The following is a 14,410-nucleotide window of genomic DNA, read 5'->3' as shown; positions in this document are numbered from 1 at the left end:
TCCGGCACATCGGCCACCGAGCGTCAGTCCCACAGTGTGTCCAGTCGCTCGATCCGGTGCGCGAACGTGTGCTCGGCAAGCGTGCGGCGCTGGCCCGCCTCGCGGATGCGCTCGCTCCATGCGCGGTCGCTCAAGGCTCGACGGGCCAGCTCCACGAGCTCCTCAGCGGACCCGAAGACGAGGGCCTCGGTGCCCGGGTCGTAGAAGTCCTCCACGTCGGGGCGGTCGATGAGCTGCAGGCCGCCCATGCCGGGAACCTCGAAGGTCCGCATTGCGAGTCCGGCCTGGAGCCCGTGCACGTTGATCGCGGCAGCCGCCTCGGCTTGGACAACGTAGGCGCGCTCGAGGCTGATATCCCGCTCGGCAGGAAGCCTGGGGCGCACCACCTCCCAGGTGCGGAGGCGGTCGAAGGGGTGCTTCGACCACTGCCTTCCGTAGGCGCGCACTGGCAGGCCGGCCGCATGCAATTCCTGGAGGAGCTCCACGCGGTTGGGATAGCGCGAGCCGACGAAGACGATCTCGTCGGTCCGCCGTGCCGTGGGCGCGCCGACGAGCCCGGGGTCGAAGCCGTTGGGCACCCAGCAGGCGTTCACGCCCCTCTCCACGAGGCCCTCGGCCTCGCTGCGGGCGTAGGAGACCACCGGCCCCACCTCACGGAGGAACTCGTAGGTGTAGCGGTGGCGATGCAGGTCGTCGTAGAGCCAGAGGATGCGCGGGAGTTCCCTGCGCTCGACCTCGTCCCAGAAGTCGAGCCCGAGCGTGTCTCCCTTGATCACGATGATGCGATCAGGCGAGGACTCCCGGAGAGCGGCAAGTGCCCGTTCGGTGGCCCAAGCCTCGGCGGACCGATGGCTGTCCACACCCAGACGGGCCGGCAGCTCGACGAGGGCCTTGTTGCGGAGCTTGTCCCCGAGCGTCGCGAAGCCGTCGTAACAGTGGGTGATGACCTCGTAGCCGCGGCCCTCGAGCGCACGGGCAATTCCCCGGTGGTAGCCGTGGAACGTTGGAGTCACGAGAAGGAGACGCGTCACCGGACGCGCTCCTGGCCGGCCAGGAGGTAGCTGATCTCGCGTCGGAGTGTTGCGGCGGCATCGACGTCGCGTCCGGCGGCCTGGCGGACGGCGTTGACTCCGAAGTTGGCGAGGGACGCCATACTGAGGGCACCCTTCAGCTGCGCAGCGCCGCCCCACTTGCGCGCGTATTCGAGCCGGGAGTCCACAAGCCACCGACGGCGCCTCTCCGGATCCGAGGATCCGCCGCCTTCGTGAACTGCCGTGACCGTGCCGGCGAACACACTTGGCACGCTAATCTCGCGAAGGCGCCGCTGGAGGTCCACCTCCTCGGCATTCATGAAGAAGCGCTCATCGAATCCGCCTACAGCCCGCACCTGCTCCATGGGCAGGAGCATGGCGGCACCCATGACCCAGTCAACGGGAACGGTCGCGCCATCGATGCAGCGCGTGTCGTGGCCCACGGCCTCGTGGAGGGCCGGGAGGTGCCGGAATCGGGCGAGCGGGCTGAGCCACTCGACGGCCTGGTGCCAGGCAGTCGGGAAATGCCGCCCGACCCACTGCGGCTTGCCGTCGTGGCCGTGGATTTGGGGGCTGACCACCGCGGGCATCCAGGGCTCAGCGGCGCCGACAAGGTCCTCGACGAACGTAGGGCCGATCTCGAGGTCGCTGTTCAGCACCAGGGCGTAGTCGGTCTCTACCAGCGCGAGCCCGGTGTTCACCGCGGATCCGAATCCGCCGTTGCGCTCGCGGCGCACGACGACGACACCGTCCCTCGCGGGGAAGGGCTGAGGGGACGCGTCGTCGGACACCACAATGCGGGCAATGCTGGATCCGGTCTGGGCCAGGAGTCTCTCCACGAGGGTGAGGGCCGGCGCCGGCTTGCCGTAGTGCGGGATGACGGCGGTCAGGGCGCTCACCTCGCGACCTCCGTGAGCCGACTCGGCTGCTCCATGAGCCGCGGGGCAGGCGGAGCGCCGAACTTGCGGTAGCGGAGGTGGCCGGCGAGGACGCCGAGGTTCCACCCAAGGGCCCTCGCCTGGACCAGGCGCGCTTGCGGGTCCAGAAGGCGATGGGCGCGCAGCGTCTGCACGGCTACGTTGCGAATGCTCCCCTTCAAGGACACGGGGGCGAGGCTATGGGTCGGCGCGTGGCGGGCCCACAGCTGGAGCGAGGACTCGCCATAGTTGAACGACTGCCGGAAGACGCCGCGGGTGTCGGCGCGCTGGCGGTAGTCGACGACGGCGTCCGGCGCCCACCCGAGGGAGTAGCCCGCGTGCTGGAGCCGCCACGCGAAATCGACCTCCTCGTGGCCGTGTGGGAACGACTCGTCCGTTCCGCCGAGAGCCAGGTACACCTCTCGACGAACGCCGAGGGAGGCGCCGACCGCATAGGGGAGGTAGCCGAAGACAGATCGGTTTCCTGTCGAGAGAGTCTCCATCCCGGCGATGGTGGGCCCAGCGTTGATGCGGTCCAGCCGGACCGGGCCCCCCACGGCGTCGAATTCTGCCAGTCCGTCCGCCATAGCGCGCACCCACCGGGGCGACACGTGGTCGTCAGCATCGCAGAAGGCCACGGCGGCGCCGCGGGCCGCCGCCACGCCGGTGTTACGGGCAAACGCTACCCCGGGGCGGGCCCCCGCATCGACGACGCGGACAGGCATGCGGCCGCCACACCAGGCCAAGGCCAGGGCTGCGCTCGAGTCGGTCGAGCCGTTGTCCGCCACGACCACCTCGAACGCGGGCGCGTCCTGCTGCTGGGCGAGGCAGCGCAGCTGCTCCCCCAGCGTCTCCGCGCCGTTGCGCACCGGGATGACCACGGCCACCTCATAGGCGGGCTCAGCCATAGATCTTCCTCATGCTCTGCTCAAACTGCTCCTGGCCGAACGCCCCCAGCGCCTCCGTGCGCGCCGCAGCGGCCCGATGCTCGGCAGGGCCCGGGTCGGTGAGGACTTCCACTACGGCCGCGGCGAATGCCGCGGGGTCGCTGTGCACCCCCGCGAACCATGCGTCAGTGCCGATGCCCTCGGCCCCGACCGGGGTCGTGACGACGGGAACGCCGCGCACCAGCGCGTCGACCACCTTGAACTTCACCCCGGCGCCGAGCCGCAGTGGCACGACGACGGCGGCGGCCTCGTCGTAGAGGGGCTCGAGGTCGTCGACGAATCCAAGCAGATCGATTCTGGCCTTCTTGGCGGCCTCAGCGACGTGGGGACGGATGCCGAGCCCGGCGACGCGGAAGCGGACGTCGGGGACCTCACGCCGGATGAGTGGGAGTACCTCCTCGAAGAACCAAAGGAGTCCTTCCTCATTCTCCCAGCGGGCCAGCATGCTCACGAGCAGGAGATCGGCGCGCCTGTGTCGGTCTGCGCGCGGCGATGCACCTCGGGCAAGCGGCGGCGTGACAACCACGATCTCGGCGCGGCCACGAGGGAGGAGATCGGCATCCTTCGCACTCAGCACAGCGATGACGTCGACGGAGTTGCTCATGGTCCGCTCGCTCTCCAGCGCCCTTCGTCGAGCGTAAGCCCAGCGCAATCTTCTCGGCGCGTCCTTGGCTGCATCTCGCATGCGCCCAAAACGCTGCGACATGACATCGTGCACGGTGCAGACGATGCGGGCATGGGGGTTGATGCGCCGAATCGCGGGCACGAGGTTGGCCTGCGCGGACCATTGAAGATCAACGACCTCCGCGCGGGCGACAAGGGCCTGCACGGCGGCGTTCGTGGCGAGTGCGTGAGCCCATGCTCGCGCCGGAAGGTCTGGACTGAAGACCTCACGGAGTCGCTGGGCCACTCGGGAGGTCCCCCCGCTCTCCGGGTGGGAGAGAATGATGTGCTTCGGCACACCACCGCTGGCGAGCGAACGGCTCACTGACAGGCCCTCTGGCGTGATCACGACTAGATCTGTGCGTGATCGCATCCAGGAGGCGACTTCGTGCACATACCGCGTTCCTGCGTTGTCCGCGTTCCTGCACGGCAGCACCGGCGCGAGCATGACGACGTTTGACGACGTCACAGCTTGCCTAAGGCGACCAGGTGCGCAAACTCAGGGCTGAGTGCCTCTACCTCATGGAATGTCCCCTCAGCCTGAATCATGCCGTCGCTGATGAAGATGACCTTGTCTGCATTGCGGACTGTCGACAGCCGGTGTGCCACCACGATGACGGTCATGGTGCCTGCCAAGCGCTCAAGGGTCTCGGTGATGCGATGCTCAGTGGCGTTGTCGAGCGCCGATGTAGCCTCATCAAGCACGAGAATGCGGGGTTGGCGGTACAGGGCTCGGGCGATTCCGACGCGCTGGCGCTGCCCGCCCGAGAGACGCACGCCGCGCTCCCCGAGCCTCGTCGCGAGCCCATCTGGAAGTTCGGCTATGAAATCCCCCAGTTGAGCGAGCCGGATGGCATCTGCAAGTCGATCCCGGTCGACGTCATCTGCTTCGTCACCAAACGCAATGTTCGCCAGCAGGGTGTCGTCCAAGAGGAAGACGTCTTGTGGCACAACGCCGAGCTGGGAGTACCAGGCAGCGAAATCATCTCGGATATCCATCCCGCCGCACCGCACGGACCCCCGTGTCGGGTCCAGGAGGCCGAGGATGAGGTCGAGGAGTGTGCTCTTGCCCGCCCCGCTCGACCCGACAAACGCTGTCGTCTGGCCCTCTGTGACGGTCGCCGACACGTCTCTGATCACGGGTTCCTCAGCGTCGGGGAACGTGAAAGATACGCCCTCTAGGGTGATGTCTCCCTCGAAATGGCGAACGGGAGGCCCAGGCACGTACGAACCGTTGTCATCAAGCTGACGGATTTCAGCAACAAGGATTCTCAACCCGACTTCACCGGCCCGTATCCCACCCGTCGTGGCCACGAGCCGATTGATGGTGGGCAAGATTCGCGTGGACCCCGCTGCAAAGACGCCAAGGACCGAGGCCGCCGTCGCCGCGCCACCAGTTGCGAAGAGAACCGCAGCCACACCGGCGATGCCAATGACAAATACGACCTCCAGGACGTACTTCGGCAGCTCGGAGATAAGGGAAAGTTCACGGTACGCCTCGGCTCTGCGGTGTTTTGCCACACCGAATCGCCTGACGAACATCTCGCTCGCGGCGGCCAGACGAGCTTCGCGAAAGCCGTTCACACCCGGCATCAGCGCACTCCATGCGTCAAGGTCCGCCTGGGCGATTGTCTCGCCCACCTTCGCATATCGTGGCCTGAGGAGTCGCTGCACACCCCACCCCGCGCCGACAAACAGGACTCCTGCGAGCACGGTTGCCAGTGGGGATACGAGGAGAAGGACAACAACAAGGGCGGCCAGCGTCAGAGCATCCGTGACCCAACTCAGGAGCCCCTGGAGCACTTGCGAGAATGTCTGCGGCACAGCAGATGCGATATTTCGGTGAACCTCAGCCAGCTTTCGGGACCGGTGCGCCCAGTACGGAGCCCGCACATACCTCCGCAGGAGTTCTTCGCTTGCCTCAGCTTCTAGCTTGGTTGTGATCCCCAGCTGCCACCAGCGAAATGCAGTCGTCATGACACTCTTGAGGATGAACGCTGCAGCTACCATTCCGGCGACCGCCATCACGACAGTCTCGACGTCACGCGTTCCGAGCATCTCAGCGACCGCGCCGAGAAATCCGGAATCCATCGAACTACCGGTGACCGCCTGCATCAGGGGCAGCATCGCGGCAACGCCGAGCATGTCGAGCCCCGCGATCGCGAGTGAGCCAATCACTGAGAACACGGCCCATCCACGGAGAGGCCGGTGTACGAGAACCCTGACTGTCTTCAGGTCTTCGATCACGCCGCCCCCACTTACCTCATACAGAAACTGGGGCCGGCTCCACAGGAGAGTCACGGCCGACCACCGAGATCGTATCAGGCGAGACGGGCGGCCCGCCGAGCCATGCACATCACTCGGTCTGCCCAGACATCCCAATTGAGGGTGGATCCATGACGGCTACGAGCAGCCGAAGAGAATGCCTCCCAGACTTGCGGCCGCGATAGCGCGGAGAGGGCTTCGAGCGCGGGCCCGAACCCGTCGGTTCCCTGGGGAACCAGGAAGCCGGAACGTCCGGCGTCCACGATAGATGCCGTTCCTCCCGTTGCGGTCGCGATGACCGGAAGCCCATGAGCGTGCGCGTCCGTCATCGTCACTCCCCCCGCATTCGCCTCCGCGAGCTCAAGGAGCACGTCATGGGCCGAGTACACCGTGGACATGTCGGACCGCGCCACTCGTCCCGCCGACGCTATCCAGTCTGGCAATGGCCTGGGGGGCTCTCCCACGACAGTGAGCTCGACAGGCAGGCCTGCTGCTCTCGCCCGCCGAGCGACCTCGATTGCCGCGTCTCCACCCTTTCGCTCCCAGTCACTTGCGACCACCAGCACGCGAAGGGTACGCCCGTCCATCGGCGGGCGGGCTTTAGTGCCGGGAACAATGCCCGGCCCGAAGGGAATCACAGATACCCGATCGCCCTCGACGCCATAATCGCTGATCAGCGAGTTGCGGGCCCATTCGCTCGCGACCGCGAACGCATACGTACGGTTGCGGGCACGGCGGTCGACATGGTCAGCCTGCCAACGCGAGAGCGCATGAACGCCCCTGAACATGGGGTAGAGACCCGCGATAGCCGCCGGGGTCGCATCCGTCACCTGGATGACCGGGGTGCCGGCCGGCAGGTAGGCAATGTCCTGCGACGCGGCGATTGCCACAATGACATCTGCGCGGGCGCCCTCCAAGGCGCGGGCTAGGTGTCGGCCACGGCGCTGGGCCGTCGGTACCGCCTGTCCCACGAGATAGGTCGACCCAGTCAGGCGTCCGATCGACCCGGCAAGGATTCGATCGACGGGGGCGGCGCCGATAGTGTCCGTCTCAATGACCTGAACGACGGCCCTCTCGCCGATCGCATGGACCATGTGGGGTACGACGCCGGACCACGAGCTGGCGCGTGCCACCGGCCAGGGTGAGACGAACGCCAGACGCAAGGACTCCTCCTAGATTCGGAACTGACTGCCACGAGAGGGCGCCAGGCAGGATGCAACGACGGGTGCGAAGTCGCTGAAGACACCATAGCCGTAGCAGGCGCATGCGAAGATGGCGGGGTGCACCTCGTCTACCTCCATCCAGGCACCGTGGCAGGGAGTGTAGGCGGCCTGCACCTCGATGGGAAGACGGAGTCAGGACTGCGCCAGTACGCAGCGAGTTGGCCAGGACGAATCACAGCCGTGGTGCGTGCCGCGGAGAAAGACGGCGTCGGAGAGGGCGCCTTCGAGAAGGACGGCTACACGATTGTGGTCGCCCGGGACGTGAAGGGGGCCATCGCCGCCCTCAAGCCCTCCGCAGTCCTCGCCCTCCACCGTCATGATTCCGATACGCTGTTCAGCCTGGGATTTCCAGTTGTCCTCACAAGCGAGAACTCGATCACGGAACGCACCGCCCAGCAGCTGGTTCGAACCTCCTCACCCTTGGACCGCGCCCGCGTCCGAGTCGGAGCGCACCGGCTGGAGAAGTCGTTTCGACGGTCAGCACGGCGAGCGGCTGGCCTCCAGTGCAATGGGTTCGCCGCGTGGGACGCCTACGCGCGCGAGAATCGAAACCCGTTCTTCTTCCACGACCACAGGATCACACAGGAGGACCTCGACGCCACGGAGGGGTCTCCGGTCTGGGATGGCAGTCGCCCCCTTCGAGTAGCCTTCTCTGGCCGACTCACCGCGATCAAGGGGCCTCAGTACGCTCTCCAGATGGCTCAGGAGTTGGGGGTCGGGCGCGCTCCTGTGGAAATCGTCTTTCTCGGCGAAGGTGAGCAACGCGGCTCCCTTGAAAAAGCTGCGCCCCCCAACACGAGATTCCTCGGTGTACTCGACTTCGAAACCCAGTGGAAGTCCTATGTGCGAGAGAACGTTGACGTCATGGTCCTCCCCCACCCGCAGGGCGATCCGTCCTGCACCTATTTTGAGGCACTTGGCTGCGGCGCACCCATTCTTGGGTTTGCCAATTCAACTCTCGCTCCACTCGTCGACCGAAGTGCGGCAGGGTGGGTGGTTCAAGGGGCGTCGGAACTCTCGCGCGCTGTGTTCGAACTTCTGGAGAACCCTGAGCGAATCTCCAGCGCTCGAGACGCTGGACTCGCGTATATGCATGGGAGTGACTTTGAGAATGTCTCTAGCGCTCGGGTGAGGCACATCCTTGAGAGCGTGGACTAGCGGGCGAGCAGGCCTCTTAGTCCGGATTTGGCCTTCCTCGCGGTCTTGAGGACTCCTGGGTAGCGATCGCGAATTCGTTCAAACCAGGCGTAACGGTATCGAAGGTCGTTGATTTCGTCTTGCTGTCGGAAGATATATGTGAACAGATCCTCGGCGTGTTCTCCGTACAGGGGAAGATTGTTGCGCATCATCCTTGCGCTTGCCTCGACCAGGATGCGCCTGTCAGCCCCAACAGCGTCGTTCACCGTCGTATGGTGTCCTCGCCGGTAGAAGAAGTAGACGCCCTCGAGACGGTGCGGAACCAGTCCAAGGGAGAGCATCCTCAGGATGAAGTCGTGGTCCTCGCGTCCACGCATTCCCTCGTCGTACCCTCCGGCGGATTCCCAGTCGCTCTTGCGGTAAAGGCTCGTCACGAAAATCATGTTGTGCACGAGAACCTGCGGCCAGGAGAACTCGGCCAAGCGCCACGGACCGGAGATGGAGCCGAAGAACTCGGCCCGACAGTACACAAGCCCCACTTCTGGCCGTGAATCGAGGACAGGGACCGCCTCCGCGACGTACTCGGGCGCAATGACGTCGTCGGCGCCCAACGGCAGAATATAGGGGCCCGACGCCGCCCGGATCGCTGTATTCAACGCCGCCGACGGACCGCCGTTCGCCTGCCGGTGGACCGCCACGCGGTCCCACCGGGCGACGTCGCCGAGCGCATCCTCTGTGGCCTGATCAGTCGACCCATCGTCGACGATGACCACGTCGAGATCCGCATAGGACTGAGCCAAGGCGCTGCGTACCGATTCAACCAGCATCGGACCAGCATTGAAGCACGGTATGACAACCGAGACGTGCGTCATGGGTCCTCCTGGCTATAGGGTATGGCGGCGGCTCCGAGAACTGCCAATCAGCCATCCTATGGCCGCGCCGCACTCCCTGCGCGCACCTACTGTGGGCGCGACGCGCCCGCTCTGAACGCACAACCCCCATGGATCGGACGACAGATGGCCACCAACATCACGACGTTCCCTCCTGGCCGAGACACTCCGATGCTGATCGTCTCACCTCATCTTGACGACGCAGTCCTCTCCTGCTGGAGCCTCATCGATCAAGAGGCAGTTGAGGTTCTCACGGTGTTCGCCGGGCGGCCCGCGGCCCCCGTTTCGACTGATTACGACAGGGCATGCGGGTACGCCGATTCGGATGGGGCAATGAGCGGGCGTCTCAGAGAAGACGACGCGGCACTGACCCACCACGGTGTCTCGACCGGTCGTCTCGATCTCCTCGACATCGGCTACGCTGCCGCGCCCCCGCGCCCATTCCACGACGTATCGATCCTTCGGGAAGCGGTCTGGTCATGGATTGGCCGCCATGATGGACAACGCACGATGGTCCTCCTCCCTGCCGGAACGGGTCTCTCCGCTGGACTGATTGCGCCCGCTGGAGGAATCGTTGCGTCGCAGAGTCAGAGTCCGGGCGACGACTCCCAGAATGCACCAGCCAGCCATCGACGGTCCCTGCGCCTGCGCGCCCTCGCTGCCCGGTTCGGCGGACGTTGGATCGCACATCAAGTGTTCCTTTGGCGCAAGCGTCGAGGCACACTTCCACTCTCGCCGGCGCATCCGGACCATGTGTGGGTGCGAGACGTCCTGCTGCCGGGGCTCCTTGAACACCCACGCGCCGATGTGGTCCTGTACGAGGAACTGCCCTATCTCTGGGAACTGCCTGCTGACGACGCTGTGGCCGAAATACGGAATACCTTGGACGTGCAGTCTTCGGAAATCCACCTGCCCGTCGATCAAGATGCCAAGATGCGCAGGGTTGGACACTACGGGACTCAGCTTCGAGTACTCGACCCGGGGGGCCAGCGCCTCACCGACTCCAGCGCCTACCCCCTCATTGAACGCTTCTGGACGATGACGCGTCGCCCGGAGGCCGCCGAACGTCCCTCGGAGCGTTCTTTGGACATCCGGTAGTCTTACGCTACGGCGGCCGCGGTCATGGTCCGCTTCGGCATCCCACGGACGTGAGCACGATGCCTTGATGTGAGGCATGGGGGGCGCATGGAACTTCAGCGGAGCGGCGTACACGACGCCCAGCGTCCGCGACATCGCCCTCGCAGGAATACCTCCCTCTGGCCGTGGTCGCACCGCTCGCTCCTCGCAGTCGTCGACGTGGCATGCGTCATCTGGGCCGTCACCGGCGCCCAATTCCTGCGCTTCGGGGTCAAGGACCCCACCCTCGACGTCATGGTCAAGCAGGCACCGTACACGATCGTCGGCGCCGCACTCGCCGTCGCGTGGGCGATAATGCTCGGTCTCTGGGGGACTCGTGACCCACGAATCCTCGGCTACGGGCCCGCCGAGTACAAGCGCGTCACCACCGCGTCACTCTGGCTGTTCGGTGGCGTGGCCGTTGTCTCCTACGTCTTCCAGCTCGACACCGCGCGGGGATACGTTGCCATCGCCCTTCCTCTGGGCATCGCCTCCCTGCTGTTCGGACGATGGGTGCTGCGCAACATGCTGGTGCACGACCGCATGGCCGGCAGGAGGCTCTCGCGGGTCCTGCTGATCGGATCGGCCGATTCCGTCGAGCACCTCAACCGCCAGCTTGGCGGGCACCCCGAGGCCGGATACCGGCCCATCGCGGCGTTCATACCGGACCACGACGGTGCGGACGTCGGACGACGGGGCGAACGGCTTCCGGTGGTCGGTGCGGGCCCATCCCTCGACGCGATCCTGCGAGCCATCACCCAGACCAAGGTGGACACGGTGGCGATCTCCGGCGGTGCTGCCATCCCAACGGAGACCCTGCGCCAACTCGGATGGCAGTTGGCCTCCCAGGACATCGCCATGATCATGGCGCCTGCGTTGACTGACGTCGCCGGTCCCCGGATCCATACGCAGCCAGTGGCGGGCCTTCCGCTCATCCACGTGACGACCCCCAAGCTCGAGGGCGCCCAAGGCGTTGGGAAGCGTGGCTTCGACCTCATCGTGGCGTCCATCCTCCTGGCGGTGCTGGCGTTGCCGATGGTGGTCGTGGCCCTCCTCGTCAAGGCCGACAGCCGGGGACCCGCGCTGTTCCATCAGACCAGAGTCGGCAAAGCAGGGGACCTGTTCGACATGTTCAAGTTCCGCTCCATGGCCGCAGACGCCGAATCGCGCCTGGACGAGCTTCAGGGCTCGAGTGACGGCAATGGGGTTCTCTTCAAGATGAAGAACGACCCCAGGGTCACGCGCTTCGGCAGGTTCATCCGGCGGTACTCCATCGACGAACTCCCGCAGCTGCTCAACGTCCTCAAAGGAGACATGAGCCTCGTAGGGCCCCGCCCGCCGCTGCCCGGCGAGGTTGCCGGATATGACGACTTCGCACACCGCCGCCTTCTCGTCAAGCCCGGCATCACGGGTCTGTGGCAGGTCAGCGGCCGCTCCGATCTCTCGTGGGAGGACTCTATGCGGCTCGATCTCTACTACGTGGAGAACTGGTCGATGATCCAAGACCTCATGATCCTCATCAAGACGATCCGGGCCGTCGTGCTCTCGAGCGGAGCCTACTGATGCGTGTCCTCGTGACCGGAGGCGCCGGCTACCTCGGCACCCACACCTGCCTCTCCCTCATCTCCGCCGGACACGAGGTGACGGTGCTGGACAACTTCGTGAACTCCTCGGCAGAGGCCGTCCGTCGGACATCCGAGCTCGCGCGCACGGCCATCCCGGTCATCGAGGGCGACCTCTTGGATCCGCGAGCGCTCATGAAGGCGATGGACGCAAGCCAGCCCGACGCCGTCGTGCATTTCGCCGGGCTTAAAGCGGTTGGCGAGTCGAATACCGAGCCGCTGAGATACATGACGAACAACGTCACCGGCACACTGCAACTGCTCGAGGCCATGGAGGCTGCGGACGTCAGGAGGATCATCTTCTCGTCCTCGGCCACGGTCTACGGAGTGACCGAGACCGTGCCGACCCGCGAAGACCACGCGCTCTCAGTGACGAACCCCTATGGCCGCACGAAGCTCGTCATCGAGGATCTCCTGCGCGACATCGCAGCGGCGGACCCGCGGTGGAGCATCGGGATCCTTCGGTACTTCAATCCCGTCGGGGCGCACCCTTCTGGCATGATCGGCGAGGACCCCACCGGCACCCCGAACAACCTCGTCCCGTTCGTGGGGCAGGTCGCGGTGGGGCGCCACGAGGCAGTGAGCGTCTTCGGCGGCGACTACCCGACTCCCGACGGGACAGGCATCCGCGACTACCTCCACGTCATGGATTTGGCGGAAGGCCACGTCGCCGCGCTCGACTGGATCACCGCCCACACGGGCGTCGACGTGTGGAACCTCGGGACTGGGACCGGCTATTCCGTGCTCGACGTCATCCGGATGTATGAAAGCGTCTCGGGCCATCCCGTGCCGTTCCGGATGGCCGCGCGGCGCGCAGGAGACGTGGCCGTGAGCTACGCCGACGCAAACAAGGCCGCGGCGGAGCTCGGCTGGCGCGCCGGCCGGAGCCTCCGCGAGATGATCGAGGACCATTGGCGGTGGCAGAGCGCGAACCCGGACGGCTACGAGCGATGAGGACCGGAGCCGATGCGACCGATCCTCGGATCCTCGGACTCTTCGACCACAACGGCATCCTCTCGCGCAAACGCCGTCTGGCGGGCGCACCCCGGGTGCCCGGACCATATCGCGTGGACCTTCTGGACGAGCTTGGCTACGAGTTGAGGACGGTCCTTCCGGCGCAGGGCCGCGGCCATCGGAAGGTACGGGATGTGATCGAGCACCGGTCGGGGCTTGATATCGATATGGCGGTCCGCGCGATGCCAGAAGCCTGGCGCGCCGACGCGGTGCTGGCCATGTTCGAGCGCCGGGCGCAATTCGTTGCGCGACTCCGTCGTCGGGGTATCGCACCTTACGCTGGCCGCCCCTTGTGGGCCGTCTCCTGTTGGTGGGCAGAAGAACTCCGTGGCATGAATCGTCAGGACAGCGCACGGATTGCGCGGGACATCGAGGGCATTGACGGCCTCCTGGTCTTCAGCACGAATCAGCAGGAGATCTTTGCGGAGACGGGTGTTCCTGCACACAAGATCCACAGCATTGATTTCGGGGTCGATCCGGAGTTCTACTCTCCGGACCCCACGGCGGCACGTCGGTTCCAGGTTTTCTCGGCGGGAGTCGACCGGGGAAGGGACTTCGAGTCGCTGATCGGGGCGGCGGAGCTGCTGCCCCAGACGCGGTTCGACATCTTCACGCAACCCGGCCGCATCGCTCGCAATCTCCCCGCGAATGTCACGCTCCATTCTCCCGTGGACATCGTGGCCCATCGGGACAACCTGCGCGCTGCAGACCTTGTTGTGGTCCCGACGCACGACCTGGCCTATCCCACAGGGCAGTCGGTGCTGCTGGAGGCGTCAGGCTGTGGTGCTTGCGTTGCAGTTACCTCAACCAAGGCGATGAACCAATATTTCGAAGACGGTGTGACCGCTCTTGCGATGCCCCTTCATGATCCAGAAGGGATTGCCCGAGTCATCGAACGCGCGCAGTCCGATCCAGCGCTGCGAGAGAGGGTCGGCGCGAACGCGCGGAGGGCCGTCGTCGAGCATTTCAACTTCCGCCGCATGTGGACCGAGATCGGCGCCCTGATCACCTCGGCGGGCTGATACCCGCGAACGCCCGCACCACCCCGTCGATAGCCCTGTGGACCTCCGCACCCGGGTCCACAGCGATCCGGTGCATGATCAGCCCCTCGCACACCGCCATGACCGCAGTTGCTGCGACGGCCGGGTCGGCCGCACCCAAAGCCGCCATCCCAGCTTCGGCGAGCGCCCGGAACCGGGCACGTCCCGCCAGCAGCGGACCCTGCACGTCGTCGTCGTGCGCGCCCTCGAGGAACAGCACGTACCGCGCGGTCGTGCGGACGCGGAAGGGCCCGGTGAGCTGATCGACCATACCGGCGAGGAGACCAGCGAACCCGTCAACGGTGTCCGGCAGCGCACCGGGCTCGCCTTGGCCGCCGATCTCCTGCTCCACGATCCACTCGACGACGCCGCCTACGAGCGCCGCGCGCGTGCGGAAGTAGTTCGACGCAGACCCTTTGGGCACCGCCGCGGCTTCATCCACCCGGGCGTGCGTGAGTGACCTCAGCCCCTGCGTCCCGAGCAGCCCGACCGCTGCCTCAAGCACCTTCTCCCGCGTCGACACAGCCACCACTATAGAAGTAGTG

13 protein-coding genes are annotated in these 14,410 nt (G+C 65.9%); 5 read left to right on the top strand and 8 right to left on the bottom strand.

All coding sequences use genetic code 11. The features are described from left to right. Nucleotides 1-23: 23 nt before the first annotated feature. The 6 genes from IE231_RS06325 to IE231_RS06300 form a co-directional block, all read right to left on the bottom strand. Nucleotides 24-1,031 carry a CgeB family protein gene (locus IE231_RS06325; protein ID WP_189693099.1) on the bottom strand — a complete coding sequence of 336 codons (1,008 nt, stop codon included), beginning with the start codon at nt 1,029-1,031 and terminating at the stop codon, nt 24-26. Next, the gene (locus IE231_RS06320) at nt 1,028-1,930 is read right to left on the bottom strand and encodes a glycosyltransferase family 2 protein (protein ID WP_189693098.1); all 903 of its coding nucleotides are present in this window, start codon (nt 1,928-1,930) and stop codon (nt 1,028-1,030) included. Before IE231_RS06320 ends, IE231_RS06325 begins: the two co-directional genes overlap by 4 nt. Continuing rightward, complete coding sequence (locus IE231_RS06315) at nt 1,927-2,856, bottom strand: glycosyltransferase family 2 protein (protein WP_189693097.1); 930 nt, start codon at nt 2,854-2,856, stop codon at nt 1,927-1,929. Before IE231_RS06315 ends, IE231_RS06320 begins: the two co-directional genes overlap by 4 nt. Beyond that, the gene (locus IE231_RS06310; RefSeq protein WP_189693096.1) at nt 2,849-3,724 is read right to left on the bottom strand and encodes a glycosyltransferase; all 876 of its coding nucleotides are present in this window, start codon (nt 3,722-3,724) and stop codon (nt 2,849-2,851) included. The genes IE231_RS06315 and IE231_RS06310 overlap by 8 nt, the downstream gene beginning before the upstream one ends. 299 nt (nt 3,725-4,023) lie before the next feature. Beyond that, a complete protein-coding gene (locus tag IE231_RS06305; RefSeq protein WP_189693095.1) occupies nt 4,024-5,805 on the bottom strand; it encodes an ABC transporter ATP-binding protein in 1,782 nt (593 codons plus the stop codon). Nucleotides 5,806-5,879: 74 nt separating this feature from the next. After that, nucleotides 5,880-6,986, bottom strand: coding sequence for a glycosyltransferase family 4 protein (locus tag IE231_RS06300; protein ID WP_189693094.1), 1,107 nt, complete (start codon nt 6,984-6,986; stop codon nt 5,880-5,882). Between the two features lie 117 nt (nt 6,987-7,103). Between IE231_RS06300 and IE231_RS06295 the strand changes: the two genes are divergently transcribed. Beyond that, nucleotides 7,104-8,204 (top strand): glycosyltransferase, encoded by a 1,101-nt coding sequence (locus IE231_RS06295; protein WP_189693093.1) that lies wholly within the window; start codon nt 7,104-7,106, stop codon nt 8,202-8,204. Here the strand turns inward: IE231_RS06295 and IE231_RS06290 are convergent. Beyond that, complete coding sequence (locus IE231_RS06290) at nt 8,201-9,055, bottom strand: glycosyltransferase (RefSeq protein ID WP_189693092.1); 855 nt, start codon at nt 9,053-9,055, stop codon at nt 8,201-8,203. The two genes, IE231_RS06295 and IE231_RS06290, sit on opposite strands and share 4 nt — an antisense overlap. Nucleotides 9,056-9,199: 144 nt before the next feature. Between IE231_RS06290 and IE231_RS06285 the strand changes: the two genes are divergently transcribed. The 4 genes from IE231_RS06285 to IE231_RS06270 all read left to right on the top strand — a co-directional run bounded on the left by IE231_RS06285 (nt 9,200) and on the right by IE231_RS06270 (nt 13,847). Next, on the top strand, nt 9,200-10,171 hold the full coding sequence (locus IE231_RS06285) for a hypothetical protein (RefSeq protein WP_189693091.1): 972 nt from the start codon (nt 9,200-9,202) through the stop codon (nt 10,169-10,171). Nucleotides 10,172-10,369: 198 nt separating this feature from the next. Next, nucleotides 10,370-11,752: a sugar transferase gene (locus IE231_RS06280; protein ID WP_229866538.1), complete on the top strand. Its 1,383-nt coding sequence runs from the start codon at nt 10,370-10,372 to the stop codon at nt 11,750-11,752. After that, the gene (galE, locus tag IE231_RS06275; protein ID WP_189693089.1) at nt 11,752-12,765 is read left to right on the top strand and encodes a UDP-glucose 4-epimerase GalE; all 1,014 of its coding nucleotides are present in this window, start codon (nt 11,752-11,754) and stop codon (nt 12,763-12,765) included. Before IE231_RS06280 ends, galE begins: the two co-directional genes overlap by 1 nt. After that, nucleotides 12,762-13,847 (top strand): glycosyltransferase family 4 protein, encoded by a 1,086-nt coding sequence (locus IE231_RS06270; RefSeq protein WP_189693088.1) that lies wholly within the window; start codon nt 12,762-12,764, stop codon nt 13,845-13,847. Before galE ends, IE231_RS06270 begins: the two co-directional genes overlap by 4 nt. On the opposite strand, the gene IE231_RS06265 is transcribed toward IE231_RS06270, so the two are convergent. Continuing rightward, entirely contained in the window at nt 13,831-14,388 is a 558-nt protein-coding gene (locus tag IE231_RS06265; protein ID WP_189693087.1) for a TetR/AcrR family transcriptional regulator, read from the bottom strand. The two genes, IE231_RS06270 and IE231_RS06265, sit on opposite strands and share 17 nt — an antisense overlap. Nucleotides 14,389-14,410: the final 22 nt, after the last annotated feature.

Origin of the sequence: Sinomonas cellulolyticus (assembly GCF_014656475.1) — a bacterium.
Classification (GTDB): Bacteria; Actinomycetota; Actinomycetes; order Actinomycetales; family Micrococcaceae; genus Sinomonas; species Sinomonas cellulolyticus.
Note: the sequence above shows the minus strand (reverse complement) of the source record. Positions and strands in the feature narration are given on the sequence as shown.

Excerpts from the sequence above, each read along its gene's own strand:
- IE231_RS06315 (WP_189693097.1), bottom strand. The coding sequence starts at position 2,856 with ATGGCTGAGCCCGCCTATGAGGTGGCCGTGGTCATCCCGGTGCGCAAC.
- IE231_RS06290 (WP_189693092.1), bottom strand. The coding sequence starts at position 9,055 with ATGACGCACGTCTCGGTTGTCATACCGTGCTTCAATGCTGGTCCGATG.
- IE231_RS06285 (WP_189693091.1), top strand. The coding sequence starts at position 9,200 with ATGGCCACCAACATCACGACGTTCCCTCCTGGCCGAGACACTCCGATG.
- galE (WP_189693089.1), top strand. The coding sequence starts at position 11,752 with ATGCGTGTCCTCGTGACCGGAGGCGCCGGCTACCTCGGCACCCACACC.
- IE231_RS06270 (WP_189693088.1), top strand. The coding sequence starts at position 12,762 with ATGAGGACCGGAGCCGATGCGACCGATCCTCGGATCCTCGGACTCTTC.